A 14,843-nucleotide genomic window follows, 5' to 3' on the forward strand; every position below is an offset into this window, starting at 1 on the left:
TTATTAGTTATCAGTTATCAGTTATCAGTTATCAGTTGTAAATTTAGCCATGTCTGAAAATTTAACAACACCAATTGAACTCCTAAGTACTGGGAATATTGTTAGTGCTAGTATCCGAATTTATCGGGATAATTTTCAGTCTTATTTTGGTGTAGCTATTCGAGCAACTTTATGGTTTTTATTGCCATTTTTAGCTTTAATTCCTGTATCTTTAATTTTGAGTTATGGTCAAGCAAATATCTCAAATTCAATTTTTTTCTTATTAATTCCTGTTTGGTTGTTATTGTTTGCTTTTTGTACGGCAAAATCAATTGTTAATAGTGCAATAATTAATAGATTAGTATTCGGAATCTTAGCTAATCAACCAGAAACTGTTCGTGAAGTTAGGCGAAATTTAACACTGAAAATGCGGTCTTTTTTCTGGGCTTTTGTTCTATTATTTTTAATTGTAGTTGGCATTTATCTAAGTTTTCCTGTAGCGATAGTAATTCTTATTTCTATTATTCTTCTTCCTATAAGTGTTATGGCTGCTATAGCGAATATTGAGCTAAATATTCAGCCAGATATTATACAAAATAATATAGTGATATTGGCGATCATAATCTCTGGATTTATAGGTATGATATTTATAGTGACTTGCTACTACTTAACAATTCGATTATTGACTCGTTTTTTTATTCTTGATATGCCTTTGGCAGTTGAAGAAAATATGACAGCAACTAAAAGTTTAGGACGAAGTTGGGAATTAACAAAAGGGTATATAGGGCGAATTTTTGTGATACTGCTAACAGCAATTTTAGTTGCTTTACCTATTAGCATGGTATTGAATATTATTTCAGAAATATTTTCAAATATTTTAATCCTAAAAACAACATTTTTTAATATTTCATTTAATAGTTTATTTGATACATTAGGCGCAGTAAGAATACTTGTATTGCCGTTTGACATGACGATTCTATTACCGCTTAGTATTATAGTAATGATATTAGGCAATGTACTAGGAAGTCCAAACTATTTACTAGCATCTTTAATACAAGATTATGCTATTATTTCCTTAAGTAATATACTTTTATTACCATTCTGGCAAACAATCAAAGCTGTGATTTATTATGACTTCCAAACAAGTCGGAAAGGTATGGGTTTACAGTTAAGAAAACAAGATATTTAATGTTGTAGAAAGGTAAATTTAGCCATGTCTCAAAATCCAATAAAACTAATTAAACTTCTAAAAGTAAACTTCAGTATTTCAATCCCAATAGTGCTTCAGCCATTGGTACTGTTAACTGATAACTGATAACTGATAACTGAAAGGACCTCCGCAGTCGTCGAGAAGGTATAGATTTACAGTTAAGAAAACAAGATATTTAATGTTGTAGAAAGGTAAATTTAGCCATGTCTCAAAATCCAATAAAACTAATTAAACTTCTAAAAGTAAACTTCAGTATTTCAATCCCAATAATGCTTCAGCCATTGGTACTGTTAACTGATAACTGATAACTGATAACTGATAAAACCTCCGCAGTCGTCGAGAAGGTATAGATTTACAGTTAAGAAAAAAACATTTAATTTTCTTAGCAGCAAATAAGTAAGCAGAAAATATCATCAATAATTAACAATGAAATTTTTTAATCAAATCTCTCTACAAACTCCAGAAAGTGTGGAATTAGATTTTAATTTAGCCGGAGTGGGCAACCGTGTCTATGCTTTATTCATCGATTACATTATCTGGAGTCTGATTTTACTTTTTGTCCTGATATTTGGCATCTTTTTTTCTATTCAATTTTTAGATATATGGAAAACTTTTGGAGGTGATAATGAGCAGGTATCATTGTGGATAGTTTCAATTCAGTTATTAATTTTCTTTGTTATTTATGTCGGATATTTTGTGATTTTTGAAACTATCTGGCAAGGGCAAACACCGGGAAAACGTTATGTGAAAATTAGGGTTATTCGTGATGATGGTAGACCAGTTAGATTACAACAAACAACCCTGAGAGCTTTATTCCGTCCGGTAGATGATACTTTATTTATCGGAATGTTATTAATTTTGTTTAGTAAAAAAGAAAAACGTTTAGGAGACTGGATGGCAGGTACAATTGTTATTCAAGAAGTTAAGGCAGTTGCCGATATAATTTCGACTTCCGAAACAGCAAAAAAATTGGCAAATTATTTACTAGAAGAAGCAGATATTTCTCAATTATTACCTGAAGATTTTGCTGTAATTCGAGAATATTTACAACGTTCTAAGTTAATGACTAGACAAGCCAAAATAGAGTTGAGTAAAAAATTAGCAACTGAAGCAAAAGAAATTATTGGTTTGAAACAAACTCCACAAAAAGTTTCTGCTACAGAATTTTTAGAAGCTGTTTATTTAGCTTATGAAGAAGACGTTTAACAATTAATTATTAATTATTAATTATTAATTATTAATTATTAACAATTACCTCTTCTTTTCAAGGAGAAGATTGACACGGTAAAGAGAGGCTTTAAGCCTTAATTATTCAGTCAGTCCTAGGTGAAATCTTATTGGGGTAGAATTAATGTAAGCATTTCCTGCGGAATGCTGCGCAAACAGCTATTAGCTGTCAGCTAGCCTCCTCCGGAGGAACTGCGGACTTCAGCAACAAGACTTTCTCATATAGGACAGTGTTTAAATTAAAATAGAATTTAAGGTCAAGGGAGCCTACTTTTCTAGTAAGACAATTAATAAAGCTTTGATAGTAAACTAAAAGTAATAGCTGATAGCTGATTGCTGATGGCTGAATGCTTACGAATTAATTAAAAAAAGTTGCTGGAATAAAATGTTAAAAAATTAAGTTAACTATGGAGCGGTCGCTATTTTTTTTCCTATATTAGAGGTAAGTATTTCCTGCGGAATGCTGCGCAAACAGCTATCAGCAGTCAGCTATTCCTACGGAATGCACTCGCATTCAGCAATTAGTAATTATTTATTACTTCTAAGGTTTAGGAAGGGGACTTTAACAGTAACTTTTATTCTGTTTCAATTTCTCAATTATTTTTACCGAAAAATTCTGGGTATGCGCCTCCCCTTTTAAGGGAATAAAAAGCGGTCCAGGGATGGCGAGGTCTTCTCGCCATATCCAATCGACTAAGAGAAAAGAGCATATTCCATATTTCAAGCCACCTTATTGCAGAGGTACTGATAACTGATAACTGATAACTAAAATGACCTTCCACAAAATTAATGGCTGATAGCTAATAACCGATGCCTGAATACCTACTATTATATTTATGGAGAAATAACTTAAATAAAGCCAGTTAAAGCCACAGAAATTATCTAACTTTCTTGCTGCTTTTCCTCCGTGAATTTTTCCTGAGAACCTAATAGATTTATCTTTTCCCTTCTGCCTTCTGCCTCCTGGCTTCTGCCTTCTTCAAAACCGAAATTATTAGGAGTATTTAAGATGCTTATTTCCACAGAAAAACCGGATATTAAGTTAATGACTTTAGAGGAGTTTTGGGACTGGTATCCTGATGGTTATGGTCGATTTGAACTACATAATGGAGAGATTTTTCAAGTGCAACCTACTGGAACTCACGAAAAAGTAGCTGGTTTTCTAGCTTCAAAACTATCAGTTAACATTGAGCGTCTGAATTTACCTTTTTTTATCCCTCGACAGGGACTAATTAAAGCCATAGATTCGGATAAATCCGCTTATATTCCTGATGTAATGGTATTAGATGATAATGCTATGGAAAACGAACCAATGTGGAATAAGCGATCGACTGTTACTCAAGGTAAAAGTGTTAAATTAGCCATAGAAGTAGTAAGTACCAATTGGCAAGATGATTATTTAATAAAACTTGCAGAATATGAAAGATTAGGGATAAACGAATATTGGATAGTTGATTATTTAGGTTTAGGAGGTCGCCGATATATTGGAGACCCGAAACAACCAACTATTTCAGTTTGTAATTTAGTTGAAAGTGAATATGCGATGAATTTATTTAGAGGTCAAGATGCGGTGAGTTCCCCGACTTTTCCAGAACTCAATTTAACCGCAGAACAAATATTTGGAAGTTAAAAGTCAAAAGTCAAAAGTCAAAAATTAAAATTCAAAATGCAAAAGTCAAAAGTCAAAAATTAAAATTCAAAATGCAAAAGTCAAAAGTCAAAAGTAAGATTTTATCCGCTCAAAACTTTAAAGTTTGGGCGTTGCTGAATCAAGGGATGAATCTTTTTTGAACAGGTAAATCTCATCCTTAATTAGGGCTTGCTAATTAAATATAAAAGTCTTTACTGATATTGGTTTTAGGCTTTTTAGGTAGTGAAAAAGTACCCCTGAACTCCCCTAAGAATGCTCAAAAATTGAGTATTTGGGTAAGAATTGGGTAGACTTGGGCCTGAGATAATTTTTCCTTTGTATGTCTTCTACAACCCCTGATTCCTCTTGAGTTTTCACTACTCCCTACTCCCCTCCTGGGAGGCAGGGCTGTTTCAAAGTATAGTAGTATATTAACGATTTAAGGAGAATGGGAGTAATGGGGGATAGAGGAACACTGAAATTTACTAAAATTTGCCTATTTTGAGCGCCAATAGGTGTAGTTAAACTCTGAGAGGATATCTGGTTCAATACCGCTTAAAAGCCTCCATCCCCGTGTCTCCGTGTCTCCGCGTCCCCGTGTCTATTGAGAATGAAACAGCCCTACCTCCTGGGAGGGGGAGGGGCGAGGGCTGGGTTCCTACTCCCTGTCGAGCGCAAAAAGACTTATTCAGCAAGCCCTAATTAAAAGTCAAAAGTTAGAAGTCAAAAGTAAGATTTTATCCGCTCAAAACTTTAAAGTTTGGGCGTTGCTGAATCAAGGGATGAATCTTTTTTGAACAGGTAATATCATGTCCGCTGGTATCGGAGCGTGTAAACCCAAAGGTGAACATCTACAGGAAATTTAAGTTTTTTTCTTGCTCTTAGGTATTCCTGACTGTTCCCAGTTAAGTGTTCCCTGTTCCCTACTCTTGCTATACAATACCGATGCTACCGGACATGATATAAATCTCATCCTTAATTAGGGTTTGCTGAAAAAGTCTTATGGGTGAGGGTAGGAGACAGGAGACAGGAGACAGGAGACAGGAGAAATGGGAATTTAGAGGAGATAGGAGCTAAGTTTTGTCCCAAGATTTTTCTGCTCAACTCTTGCCCAAAATGCTAACTTTTTGAGCGTTTTAGACGTGATACCAGGCAGTTTTTTCGTTCCCTAAAAGGCTAAAGTCTTTATATATCAATGCTTTGATATTTAATCAGCAAGCCCTAATTAAAAGTCAAAAGTTAGAAGTCAAAAGTAAGATTTTATCCGCTCAAAACTTTGATGTTACATTAATTTACGGAAGTTATCTTTATCCCTTATGGGTTTAATATTCCACCGTCTGTACGGTGTAAATGCGGTTGGTGGGGTGAGAATCCCCATAGACTCCATTCTCCTGACTCCTGACTCCTGACTCCTGACTCCTTCTTCAATAGTTTAATTAGTAGAGAAAATTTTATGCAAGTTGCCTCCAAACCAGAAACAACAAATATCGATCGCTCCCCATCAGAAACCATCACCCTTGATGTCAGTGGGATGAAATGCGCCGGATGTGTCAAAGCAGTCGAACGCCAACTCACCCAACAAACAGGTGTTATCTCAGCTCTAGTCAACCTAGCAACCGAAGTAGCAACCGTCCAATGCGAAACAGGGGCGATCGATCCAAACATCCTCGCCGAAAAACTCACAAATAACGGTTTCCCTACTCAACCACGTCTCGATACCTCCGAAATAGACGCAACCAAAAAACAAACTGAGCGCCATAACCAAGAAATTAAACAACAAATTAGACGGATAGCGATCGCTGCCTTCCTCATTATTCTCTCAGTTATTGGACATTTGGGGCACTTCATTAGTCTAGAAATTCCCATTTTGAGTAATATTTGGTTTCATGCAGCATTAGCAACCTTAGCTTTATTACTACCAGGACGGGAAATTATCATCGACGGTGTTCAGAGTCTCTGGCGAAACGCCCCTAACATGAACACCTTAGTTGGCCTCGGTGCCCTAACCGCTTACATTGCCAGTGTTGTTGCTCTACTATTTCCTGAATTAGGTTGGGAATGCTTTTTTGGCGAACCAGTAATGATCCTTGGTTTCATCCTTCTTGGCAAAACCCTCGAACAACAAGCAAGATATAGAGCAGCATCTACCCTCCAGTCATTAATAGCACTCCAACCCGCTACCGCACGTTTAGTCCCTCCACCAAACGGGGAGAATAATTTTGAGTCTGTAGAAATTCCAGCTTCACGAGTCAAAGTCGGAGAATATCTCCAAGTATTGCCTGGAGAAAAAATTCCTGTGGATGGGGAAATATGTAATGGCAAAACAACAATAGATGAGTCGATGCTGACTGGGGAGTCTATACCTGTAACAAAAGAATGTGGCGCTAAAGTTACTGCCGGAACTATCAATAACTCAGGCGCTATAGTTATCCAGGCAACTCACACAGGTTCGGAAACTACATTAGCTCAAATAGTTAAATTAGTCGAAACCGCCCAAACCCGTAAAGCACCCATTCAAAATTTGGCAGATACTGTGGCAGGTTATTTTACCTACGGCGTAATGACTATAGCTTCCGCAACCTTCCTATTTTGGTATTTCGCAGGTACTAATATCTGGCCGAATGTGTTGCAGATAACTAACCATGAAGGGATGATGATGGCACATTCCACTTCCACTTCCCCACTATTATTAAGTTTGAAATTAACTATCGCCGTCTTAGTTATTGCTTGTCCTTGTGCATTAGGTTTAGCCACACCCACGGCAATATTAGTAGGTTCGGGTGTTGGTGCAGAAAGAGGTTTATTAATTAAAGGTGGGGATGTGCTGGAAAAAGTACATGAATTAGATACTATTGTCTTTGACAAAACTGGAACATTAACTACAGGGCATCCCACCGTTACCGATATTGTCGGGGATAACCCGCAATGGTTATTACAAGTTGCAGCGACAGTGGAAAGTGGTGCAAGTCATCCCTTGGCAAAAGCAATTTTACAAAAAGCTCAACAAGAGGGTGTGTCATTACTGACAGCTACAGACTTTCACACCGAAGCTGGTTTAGGAATATCTGCTGTTGTAGATGGTAAACCTGTTTTAGTGGGAAATTTGGAATGGTTGAAAAGCCATGAAATTATTGTGAATGCTGAAAATATCCCCACTTTAAACGGCAAAACAACAGTTTATATTGCTGTGGATGGAATATTAGCTGGAGTTATCGGAGTTAGTGATGTGCTTCGGGATGATGCTAAAGCAACAGTGCAACGTTTACAAAGTATGGGTTTAAGAGTGATGTTATTAACAGGGGATCGCTCTTCTGTTGCCGAAACTATTGGCCAACAGTTAAATATCAACTCAAAGGATATTTTGGCAGAGGTGGCACCATCTGGAAAAGCAGAGGCGATCGCTTCTTTGCAGTCAAATGCTGGAAAAGTGGCAATGGTGGGAGATGGTATTAATGATGCTCCTGCTCTAGCTCAAGCAAATGTGGGTATTGGGATGCAAGCTGGTACAGACGTGGCAATGGAAGCTGCTGATATTGTGTTGATGCAGGATAAGTTGATGGATGTGGTGCAGTCAATTAAACTCAGTCGTACTACTTTCAACAAAATTCGTCAAAACTTATTTTGGGCTTTTGCCTATAATATTGTGGGCATTCCTGTAGCTGCGGGGGTGTTGTTACCGAGTTTTGGTATTATTCTCAACCCTGCTGTAGCGGGTGCTTTTATGGCATTTAGTTCTGTGAGTGTTGTGACAAACTCTTTATTGTTGCGTAGTACATTTCGTTGAATTAGGAGTCAGATGAGGGGATGGGAGTTCTTGAGGACGCGGGGAGGGGGAGACACGGAGACGCGGAGAGGGGAGAGGACGCCGGGAGTTCTTGAGGACGCGGAGACACGGAGAGGGGAAGACGCGCAGATAGATGGACGCGAGGGTTTTCTTTAATAACATAGAGAAAATAGATTGAATTAATTACTCAATTATCCAATCTCCCCATCCCCGTCTCACCGCCTCTCCGTGTCAAATCTTAAAAACTTACCATTGTAAGGATGGGGAGATGGGGAGTGTGGGGGAAATTAAAAAATATATATTCTTACCATTAGACATATCCAGAAAATAAATCTTTTAATTAGAGCAGACTAAGGATACGAAAAATTCACCCTAAAAAATCTTTTTTCGTACCTTTGCGCGTAAAAACATCTTACCTGTTGCCAGATGAGCTGTTGCCTGTTGCCTACTCCTGCAAAAAATCTATATCTTTTTCGGAGATGTCTATTACCACGTAGGACTACCCAGGAGTGAAGAGAATTTAGGAAGGTTTGCGCTCTGGCGCTCAGATGAAACATTTTCAAGACTTACACAAATTCACCTTGAAAACTCCATATGTAGGGGCGAATGGCATTTGCTAACGCAAAGCTCCGCAACATATAAAGCGGAGCAAAACGCCTTCACTGGATTTAGTGTCCGTGCGTAATATCGTGTCCGGTAGCATCGGAGCGTGTATAAAATCAAGGTGACACTCTTGAGAAAACCTTCTGCCTCCTGCCTCCAGCTCCCGCTGCCTTCCTTCCACCAAAGTCTAATTATTCAACCGGACATGATATCAGATGGGGAGATGGGGGGATGGGAGTTCTTGAGGACACGGAGAGGGGGAGACACGGAGACGCGGAGATAGGGTGTCACCGACACGCCGCGTCCCTGTGTCTCCGTTTCCTCATGGGGGGATGGGGAGAGTGGGAGAAATTAAAAAATATATATTCTTACCATTACCATGCAGGACTACCCAAAAACTTTCTTCTTCTGTTCTTTCTTTTTTCCTCCTGCACATCGCCCTATCTAACTCCTGACTGATAACTGATAACTGATAACTGAAATTACTCCTCCATCATTTAAATGCTGTCGATAAATTCCCAATTAGGATTTTCTATTATGGACTGAGTTAACAAATCAAATTTTTGACGACAATGATTATCTGATTTTAAAGGAATTTCTTCATTTCTAGCTACTAGATTTATTTTGATTTTTTCAGTATTAGTTACTATGCCAACATTTATATCTAAAGTAACAAGTTGAGAGAAAATAACTTGACTATGAACTTCACTAGCCATTAAATAGCTACCTTGAATATGGGCAACTTCAAAACCACAAGAATTTAGAATATCTGTCAAAATTAACAGTAGATTTTCTACATCGACAGCTATAGTAAATACACCATTATAGCGAGCCATAAAAAACTCCAAGAACAGAAAAATTATTTGAATTTAAGAAGGAAGAAGGAAGAAGGAAGAAGGAAGAAGTGGATGGGGACTCAAACCCCAACCAATTGTAATATCAAATCCGTTTAATTCGGTATAAAAAAATGTTCCATCTTCAACCATTACCAAATATTTCTCCATCTCCCCATCTCCCCATCTCCCCATCTCCCCATCTCCCCATCAGTCGGCTAAAACAGTCTATATTCATTTAAACCCTTTCATGAGAGCTGATAGCTGACAGCTAATAGCTGAATGCTTACGTCTAAACTGTTCCCAGTTAAGTGTTCCCTATCATCACAATCATACTTTTTCAGCAAACCCTAATTACCGAATAATTAAGGTTTAAAGCCTCTCCTTTAAAGGAGAAACAAGAAAATATTTTCCTTTGATTCAATCCTCTTCCTTTTAGGGAGAGGTAATTATCAATTATCCATTATCAATTATCAATTATTGAAATAGACTTTGGAGCTGACTTTTGTAGTAAGATTTTTCGTTTCTCAATTAAGAAAGCTTTTATCACTAACTAAAAGCAATAGCTGATAGCTGACGGCTGAATGCTTACAGCTAAAAGAAAAATATCAAATATCAATTAATATTTTATCTATAGGTAATATTATAGCAATCAGGAATCAGATGTGAGAATTGAGGTGTTCCTTTAAAGCATAGAATATAGCAGTTATCTTATTCTTATCTCTTCGTTTTTTCCCTCCATACCTATTCCCTAAAACAAAAACCTTCAATATCTCACAACTCAAATCATATTGCTATATGTCCTTCATTAATTGATAATTGATAATGGATAATTGATAATTACCTCTGGTTAAAACCGCTCTTGATTGAATATAAGGAAATATTATTCTTTTTTCCCCTTAAAAGGGGAGGCTTTAAACCATAATTATTTAATTATTAATTACTAATTATTCGGTAAAAAAAACATATCCTCTCGCTTCAACGGCAAATATTTTTATTTTTCCTGTGCCAGTGTTCATTTATTTATAAGTATTCAACCAGGCATGATAGAATAATTTGATTGATAAGAATCCTAGATAAAATGCAAAATGATGGGTAAATTCATTGTCTTTGAAGGTGTAGAAGGAGGGGGTAAAACCACTCAAATTAAACTTTTACGAGATTGGCTATTAGAAAAAAAACAATCAAGCAAACTTTTATCAAAATTTATAAATTTAGAAGTAATTGTCACCCGAGAACCAGGAGGAACAAAATTAGGTAAAGTTTTACGAGAATTACTATTAAATACAGATATATCTGAAGAACAAATTCAAGAAAGAGCAGAATTATTACTATATGCAGCAGATAGGTCTCAACATATTGAAAAATTGATTAAACCCTATTTAAAAAAAGGGGCTATAGTATTGTGCGATCGCTTTACTGACTCGACTATTGCTTATCAAGGATATGGTCGTGGTTTAGATTTAGATTTAATTCAAAAACTTAATTATATTGCTACGGGTGGGTTAAAAAGCGATTTAACTTTTTGGTTAGATATTGATGTTGAAATTGGTTTAACTAGGGCTAAAAATAGAGGTAAAATTGATAGGATGGAACAAGCAGATATTCAATTTCATCAAAGGGTGCAACAAGGCTATCAAGAATTAGCTAAAAGTAATCCTTTGATAGTACGAATAGATGCTAATCTGACTATAGATAAAGTTCAAGAACAAATTCAAGAAATTCTGAGGGAAAAATTAATAGAATGGACTTGAAGAAGTAGTCAGGATTCAGGAGTCAGGAGTCAGGAGGATAGGGTAGATGTGGATTAATCCTCCACTAATATCATGTCCGGATAATTAGTGATAAAAAAACTTTCTCCTTCAACTCCAGTTCTTCTTCTTTCTTCCCTCTTTCCTCCTGACTCCTGACTCCTGAGGACTGACTCCTCCGTAGTTATTTATTTATCACTGTTCAACCGGACATGATATAACCGCATTTTTACCCCCTGTAATACCAATTCCCATGCCCTAATACTTAACTTATATCAAGTTCCACTGATTAACCACAACACAAAAAGATGAAAAAGATGGCATACTTCTCAAGAGTCATCTTAAGATGACTTAAGCTATTAGCCAAGGATTTTAATCCTTGGTTTGTAGATAAATTATTATGAAGTTAACTTGACAAATATGTTGAAATTATACGAATTTTCTACCTCTGGTAACTGCTATAAAATCCGTCTACTGTTAACTCAGTTAGAAATCCCTTTTGAAAGAATCGAAATTGATATTACAAAAGGAGAAAGTCGTACCCCAGAATTTTTACAAAAAAATCCTAATGGCAAAATACCTACTTTAGAAATAGAACCAGGAAAATTTTTATCTGAATCTAATGCAATTCTTTTTTATCTCAGTGAAGGAACAAAATTTTTGCCTAGTGATAAATGGGAAAAAGCTCAAGTTATGCAATGGTTATTTTTTGAACAATATAGCCATGAACCTTATATTGCCACCTCTCGTTATTGGATAAGTATTTTAGGAAAAGCAGAAGAATATCAAGCAGAAATTAAGCAAAAACAAACAGGAGGTTATGCAGCTTTAAATGTCATGGAAAAACATTTAGAAAATCATCAATTTTTTGTAGGGGAGCAGTACACTATTGCTGATATTTGTTTATTTGCTTATACCCATGTTGCCGATGAAGGAGGATTTAATTTAAGCCAATTTCCAGCAATCCAAAATTGGATAGAAAGAGTAAAAAATCAGCCCCTTTATCGTTCTATATTAAGGTAAGCATTTCCTACGGAATGCTGCGCAAACAGCAGTCAGCTATCAGCTATCAGCTTGGGTGCATCTCAATGCGTGAATAAAGCCAAAAAGTTATTGCTTTTAGGGAACACCGGATCTGGGAACAGGGAACAGGAAATATATAGGAAAAAAGTATTTTTGCCAATATGAGATGCACCCATCAGCTTTTAAGTCATATCTAATATATTTCCTACTACAAAATTGCTTATATTAATAACTCAGACTTCTAGTTCTAGTGCTTCAATTTATGAGTTAAAAATGTAGTAGAAGTTCAAAGAGCAATTCCTTGATTAAAAAGCTGAACTTGAGTGCATTTTACAGGAAAAACTGACCACTGAATGCTATAGCTGAATGCTTACATATTAAGTTAAATATAAATTTCCGAAATTTTTCTATCAGAAGTTGTATGTATTTAGTAATAACGTAATTATTCCGGGGGATTAAATTAAATTGAGATTAACTAAATCAAAAAATCTAATCTAAATTTATTAAAATTTTACCAAAAAATTAGGTCTAAAGCCTCCCCATTCATGGAGAAAAAAGCGGTCATTTTGCTCCGTAAATATGTTGCGCAGCTTCCCGTCGGGTGGGATGGCGAGGAAACCTCCGCCATATCCATGAGACCAAGATAAGAAAAAAAATCCTTTGATCCAATCCTCTTAATTTATAATAAGAGTTCATTAATGGATAATGGATAATGGATAATTGATAATTACCTCTGGTTAAAACCGAGAGGATTGAATATAAGGAAATATTTTTTCTTTTTTTCCCCTTAAAAGGGGAGGCTTTAAACCAGAATTATTTAATTATTAATTATTAATTATTAATTATTAATTATTCGGTAATTCTAAATTCTAAATTCTAAATTCTAAATTCTAAATTCTTGAATATGTCTAAAAAAAAGGATAATTCTTCTCGTCTTTTTGATTCAGGTTGTTTGGTAGAAATTCTAATTTTTTTGATGATTTTAGGTGGAAGTTACTGGTGGTTTATCCAGAGAAATCAGATCGATTTGTCTAAATTCGTATCTGACAATTCAGTGGTTTCTTGGCTACAAGATAAATTTCCAAATCTCCCTATTCCCACTGTAAAATCAGAAGAGACATCAACCGAAAAAGAAACTGTTTTAAAATCAAAAGAAACTGACTCAACTCAAACCAAATCATCTCAATCATCTTCATCAGAAACCGTCAAAAATACACCAGATTTACCTAAAATAGAATCACCATCACCTATTCCTGCTGAAAAAAAGATTGTTAATCCAGTTAAGCCTAATAATAATTCCCTTGAACAAGAAACCTTTTTAAAATCAAAAGAAACTGACTCAACCCAAACGGAATCATCTCAATCATCTTCATCAGAAACCGTCAAAAATGCACCAGATTTACCTAAAATAGAATCACCATCACCTATTCCTGTCGAAAAAAATACTGTTAATCCAGTTAAGCCTAATAATAATTCCCTCAACGATAAAGTTTTAACTCCTTGGGAGAAAAAAGAAATTAGAGGAATTTACTTAAGTCGTTATTATGTAACTAATAATGCGGATGAAAAAACAATTCGTGAAAGAGTTCGTTATTATAAAAAACAAGGATTTAATACCATAATTCACGGAGTCTGGGGAAATGGTTGTACAATGTACAAAAGTGAAGTAATGCAACAAATACTAGGAGCAAATAGCTGCCCTAATGAATTTAACGAACAATGGTTAATTTGGTTAATTGATGAAGCACATAAACAAGGAATAGAAGTTCATGCTTACTTTGAAAAAGGCATTAAAATAGATAAAAATAGTCCGATTTTTGACTTAGCAATTGCTAAAAAATGGATAGTTCCCGGAGTGGATAAAACCTACGATGGAATAGAACATTATGTCTTGGATGTAGAAGTAGAAGAAGTAGCTAACTTTTTTACTAAAATTTTAGTTGAATTTGTCAAAAAATATCCAACAATTGATGCCGTTCAATGGGATGATTATCTAGGATATCATGCAGAATTACCAGGAAAAGTAGACCGGACAGCAAAATTAACAAGCTTTACCAAACAGATGATAACAGAAATGAAAAAAGCCAACAATTCAGTTAGTTTTGACCTTAGTCATCATAACCCTTATTGGGCGAAAAAATATTTTGCTGCAGACTGGGAAAAATGGTTAGTAGATCGAGTCTTTATTCAAGCTTATAATGAAGATAACTTTCAAGAAGAATTAAATTATGCCAAACAATATGACGGTATTGGTATTACCGATCAACAATTACACCGCCTTGACGAATTAGTGAATAATTCCAATATTAAAAGCGTGTTAGTTTTCCCACTTTCTGGAGAACCAGAAGAAACAGCGAACAGAGTTAAATCATCTTTGTAGATTTAATTTTAAAAATGGGGCGTTGCTCAATTGAAGTACGAATGCGCGATTGTTTGGTTCTGGTAAAGCCCCCTAAATCCCCCAAAATTGGGGGACTTTTAGAGTTTTATTCCCCCCAAAATTGGGGAGCTAGGGGGGCAAAATCATACCCACAATCAGCAACGCCTAAAAATGGTATTAAACCCACATTCCGCACGTCAATTTGTAGCATTTAAAGTAGTATATAAATCCGTAGCTAGGTAGGTATTTATACTATGCAAATCATCTCAATTACTTTTTTCGTCGATCAAATTCCGAGTAAAAATTTACGTATAAATACTTGCTATACATGATTACTCAATCACGGCAGCTATGATTTTCTTCTAAAATTCTGTCTCCTGTCTCCTGACTCCTGACTCCTTCTTCGATACTACATTTTGTGGT

At 35.8% G+C, this 14,843-nt stretch carries 11 protein-coding genes; 7 read left to right on the forward strand and 4 right to left on the reverse strand.

Translation table 11 applies throughout. The annotated features are described in order from the left end of the window. Positions 1-49: 49 nt before the first annotated feature. A complete protein-coding gene (locus F6K54_RS25345; RefSeq protein WP_293083602.1) occupies positions 50-1,168 on the forward strand; it encodes a hypothetical protein in 1,119 nt (372 codons plus the stop codon). A gap of 270 nt (positions 1,169-1,438) precedes the next feature. Here the strand turns inward: F6K54_RS25345 and F6K54_RS25350 are convergent, their stop codons facing one another. Continuing rightward, the gene (locus F6K54_RS25350; protein WP_293083605.1) at positions 1,439-1,603 is read right to left on the reverse strand and encodes a hypothetical protein; all 165 of its coding nucleotides are present in this window, start codon (positions 1,601-1,603) and stop codon (positions 1,439-1,441) included. Between the two features lie 12 nt (positions 1,604-1,615). On the opposite strand from F6K54_RS25350, the gene F6K54_RS25355 reads away from it, so the two are divergent. Then, positions 1,616-2,395, forward strand: coding sequence for an RDD family protein (locus tag F6K54_RS25355; protein ID WP_293083607.1), 780 nt, complete (start codon positions 1,616-1,618; stop codon positions 2,393-2,395). 903 nt (positions 2,396-3,298) lie between these two features. Here F6K54_RS25355 and F6K54_RS25360 read toward each other — a convergent pair. Further along, positions 3,299-3,439, reverse strand: coding sequence for a hypothetical protein (locus F6K54_RS25360; protein ID WP_293083610.1), 141 nt, complete (start codon positions 3,437-3,439; stop codon positions 3,299-3,301). On the opposite strand from F6K54_RS25360, the gene F6K54_RS25365 reads away from it, so the two are divergent. Both F6K54_RS25365 and F6K54_RS25370 read left to right on the forward strand, forming a co-directional pair. Further along, the gene (locus F6K54_RS25365) at positions 3,426-4,046 is read left to right on the forward strand and encodes a Uma2 family endonuclease (protein ID WP_293083613.1); all 621 of its coding nucleotides are present in this window, start codon (positions 3,426-3,428) and stop codon (positions 4,044-4,046) included. The genes F6K54_RS25360 and F6K54_RS25365 overlap by 14 nt on opposite strands. Positions 4,047-5,499: 1,453 nt before the next feature. Beyond that, entirely contained in the window at positions 5,500-7,830 is a 2,331-nt protein-coding gene (locus F6K54_RS25370) for a cation-translocating P-type ATPase (RefSeq protein WP_293083616.1), read from the forward strand. 1,100 nt (positions 7,831-8,930) lie between these two features. Here the strand turns inward: F6K54_RS25370 and F6K54_RS25375 are convergent. Together F6K54_RS25375 and F6K54_RS25380 are read right to left on the reverse strand one after the other, a co-directional pair. Next, positions 8,931-9,269, reverse strand: coding sequence for a hypothetical protein (locus F6K54_RS25375; protein WP_293083619.1), 339 nt, complete (start codon positions 9,267-9,269; stop codon positions 8,931-8,933). Between the two features lie 33 nt (positions 9,270-9,302). Next, entirely contained in the window at positions 9,303-9,461 is a 159-nt protein-coding gene (locus F6K54_RS25380; RefSeq protein WP_293083622.1) for a hypothetical protein, read from the reverse strand. A gap of 893 nt (positions 9,462-10,354) precedes the next feature. Here F6K54_RS25380 and tmk point away from each other — a divergent pair. The 3 genes from tmk to F6K54_RS25395 all read left to right on the forward strand — a co-directional run bounded on the left by tmk (position 10,355) and on the right by F6K54_RS25395 (position 14,420). Beyond that, entirely contained in the window at positions 10,355-11,020 is a 666-nt protein-coding gene (gene tmk / locus F6K54_RS25385; RefSeq protein WP_293083625.1) for a dTMP kinase, read from the forward strand. Positions 11,021-11,437: 417 nt separating this feature from the next. Then, a complete protein-coding gene (locus tag F6K54_RS25390) occupies positions 11,438-12,040 on the forward strand; it encodes a glutathione S-transferase family protein (protein ID WP_293083628.1) in 603 nt (200 codons plus the stop codon). A 904-nt stretch (positions 12,041-12,944) separates the two neighbouring features. After that, on the forward strand, positions 12,945-14,420 hold the full coding sequence (locus F6K54_RS25395) for a family 10 glycosylhydrolase (RefSeq protein ID WP_293083631.1): 1,476 nt from the start codon (positions 12,945-12,947) through the stop codon (positions 14,418-14,420). Positions 14,421-14,843 lie beyond the last annotated feature (423 nt).

The organism is Okeania sp. SIO3B5 (genome assembly GCF_010692555.1).
In the GTDB taxonomy this organism is placed as follows: Bacteria; Cyanobacteriota; Cyanobacteriia; order Cyanobacteriales; family Microcoleaceae; genus Okeania.

Excerpts from the sequence above, each read along its gene's own strand:
- F6K54_RS25395 (WP_293083631.1), top strand. The coding sequence starts at position 12,945 with ATGTCTAAAAAAAAGGATAATTCTTCTCGTCTTTTTGATTCAGGTTGT.
- F6K54_RS25355 (WP_293083607.1), top strand. The coding sequence starts at position 1,616 with ATGAAATTTTTTAATCAAATCTCTCTACAAACTCCAGAAAGTGTGGAA.
- F6K54_RS25365 (WP_293083613.1), top strand. The coding sequence starts at position 3,426 with ATGCTTATTTCCACAGAAAAACCGGATATTAAGTTAATGACTTTAGAG.
- tmk (WP_293083625.1), top strand. The coding sequence starts at position 10,355 with ATGATGGGTAAATTCATTGTCTTTGAAGGTGTAGAAGGAGGGGGTAAA.
- F6K54_RS25380 (WP_293083622.1), bottom strand. The coding sequence starts at position 9,461 with ATGGGGAGATGGGGAGATGGGGAGATGGAGAAATATTTGGTAATGGTT.
- F6K54_RS25370 (WP_293083616.1), top strand. The coding sequence starts at position 5,500 with ATGCAAGTTGCCTCCAAACCAGAAACAACAAATATCGATCGCTCCCCA.
- F6K54_RS25350 (WP_293083605.1), bottom strand. The coding sequence starts at position 1,603 with ATGATATTTTCTGCTTACTTATTTGCTGCTAAGAAAATTAAATGTTTT.
- F6K54_RS25345 (WP_293083602.1), top strand. The coding sequence starts at position 50 with ATGTCTGAAAATTTAACAACACCAATTGAACTCCTAAGTACTGGGAAT.
- F6K54_RS25390 (WP_293083628.1), top strand. The coding sequence starts at position 11,438 with ATGTTGAAATTATACGAATTTTCTACCTCTGGTAACTGCTATAAAATC.
- F6K54_RS25375 (WP_293083619.1), bottom strand. The coding sequence starts at position 9,269 with ATGGCTCGCTATAATGGTGTATTTACTATAGCTGTCGATGTAGAAAAT.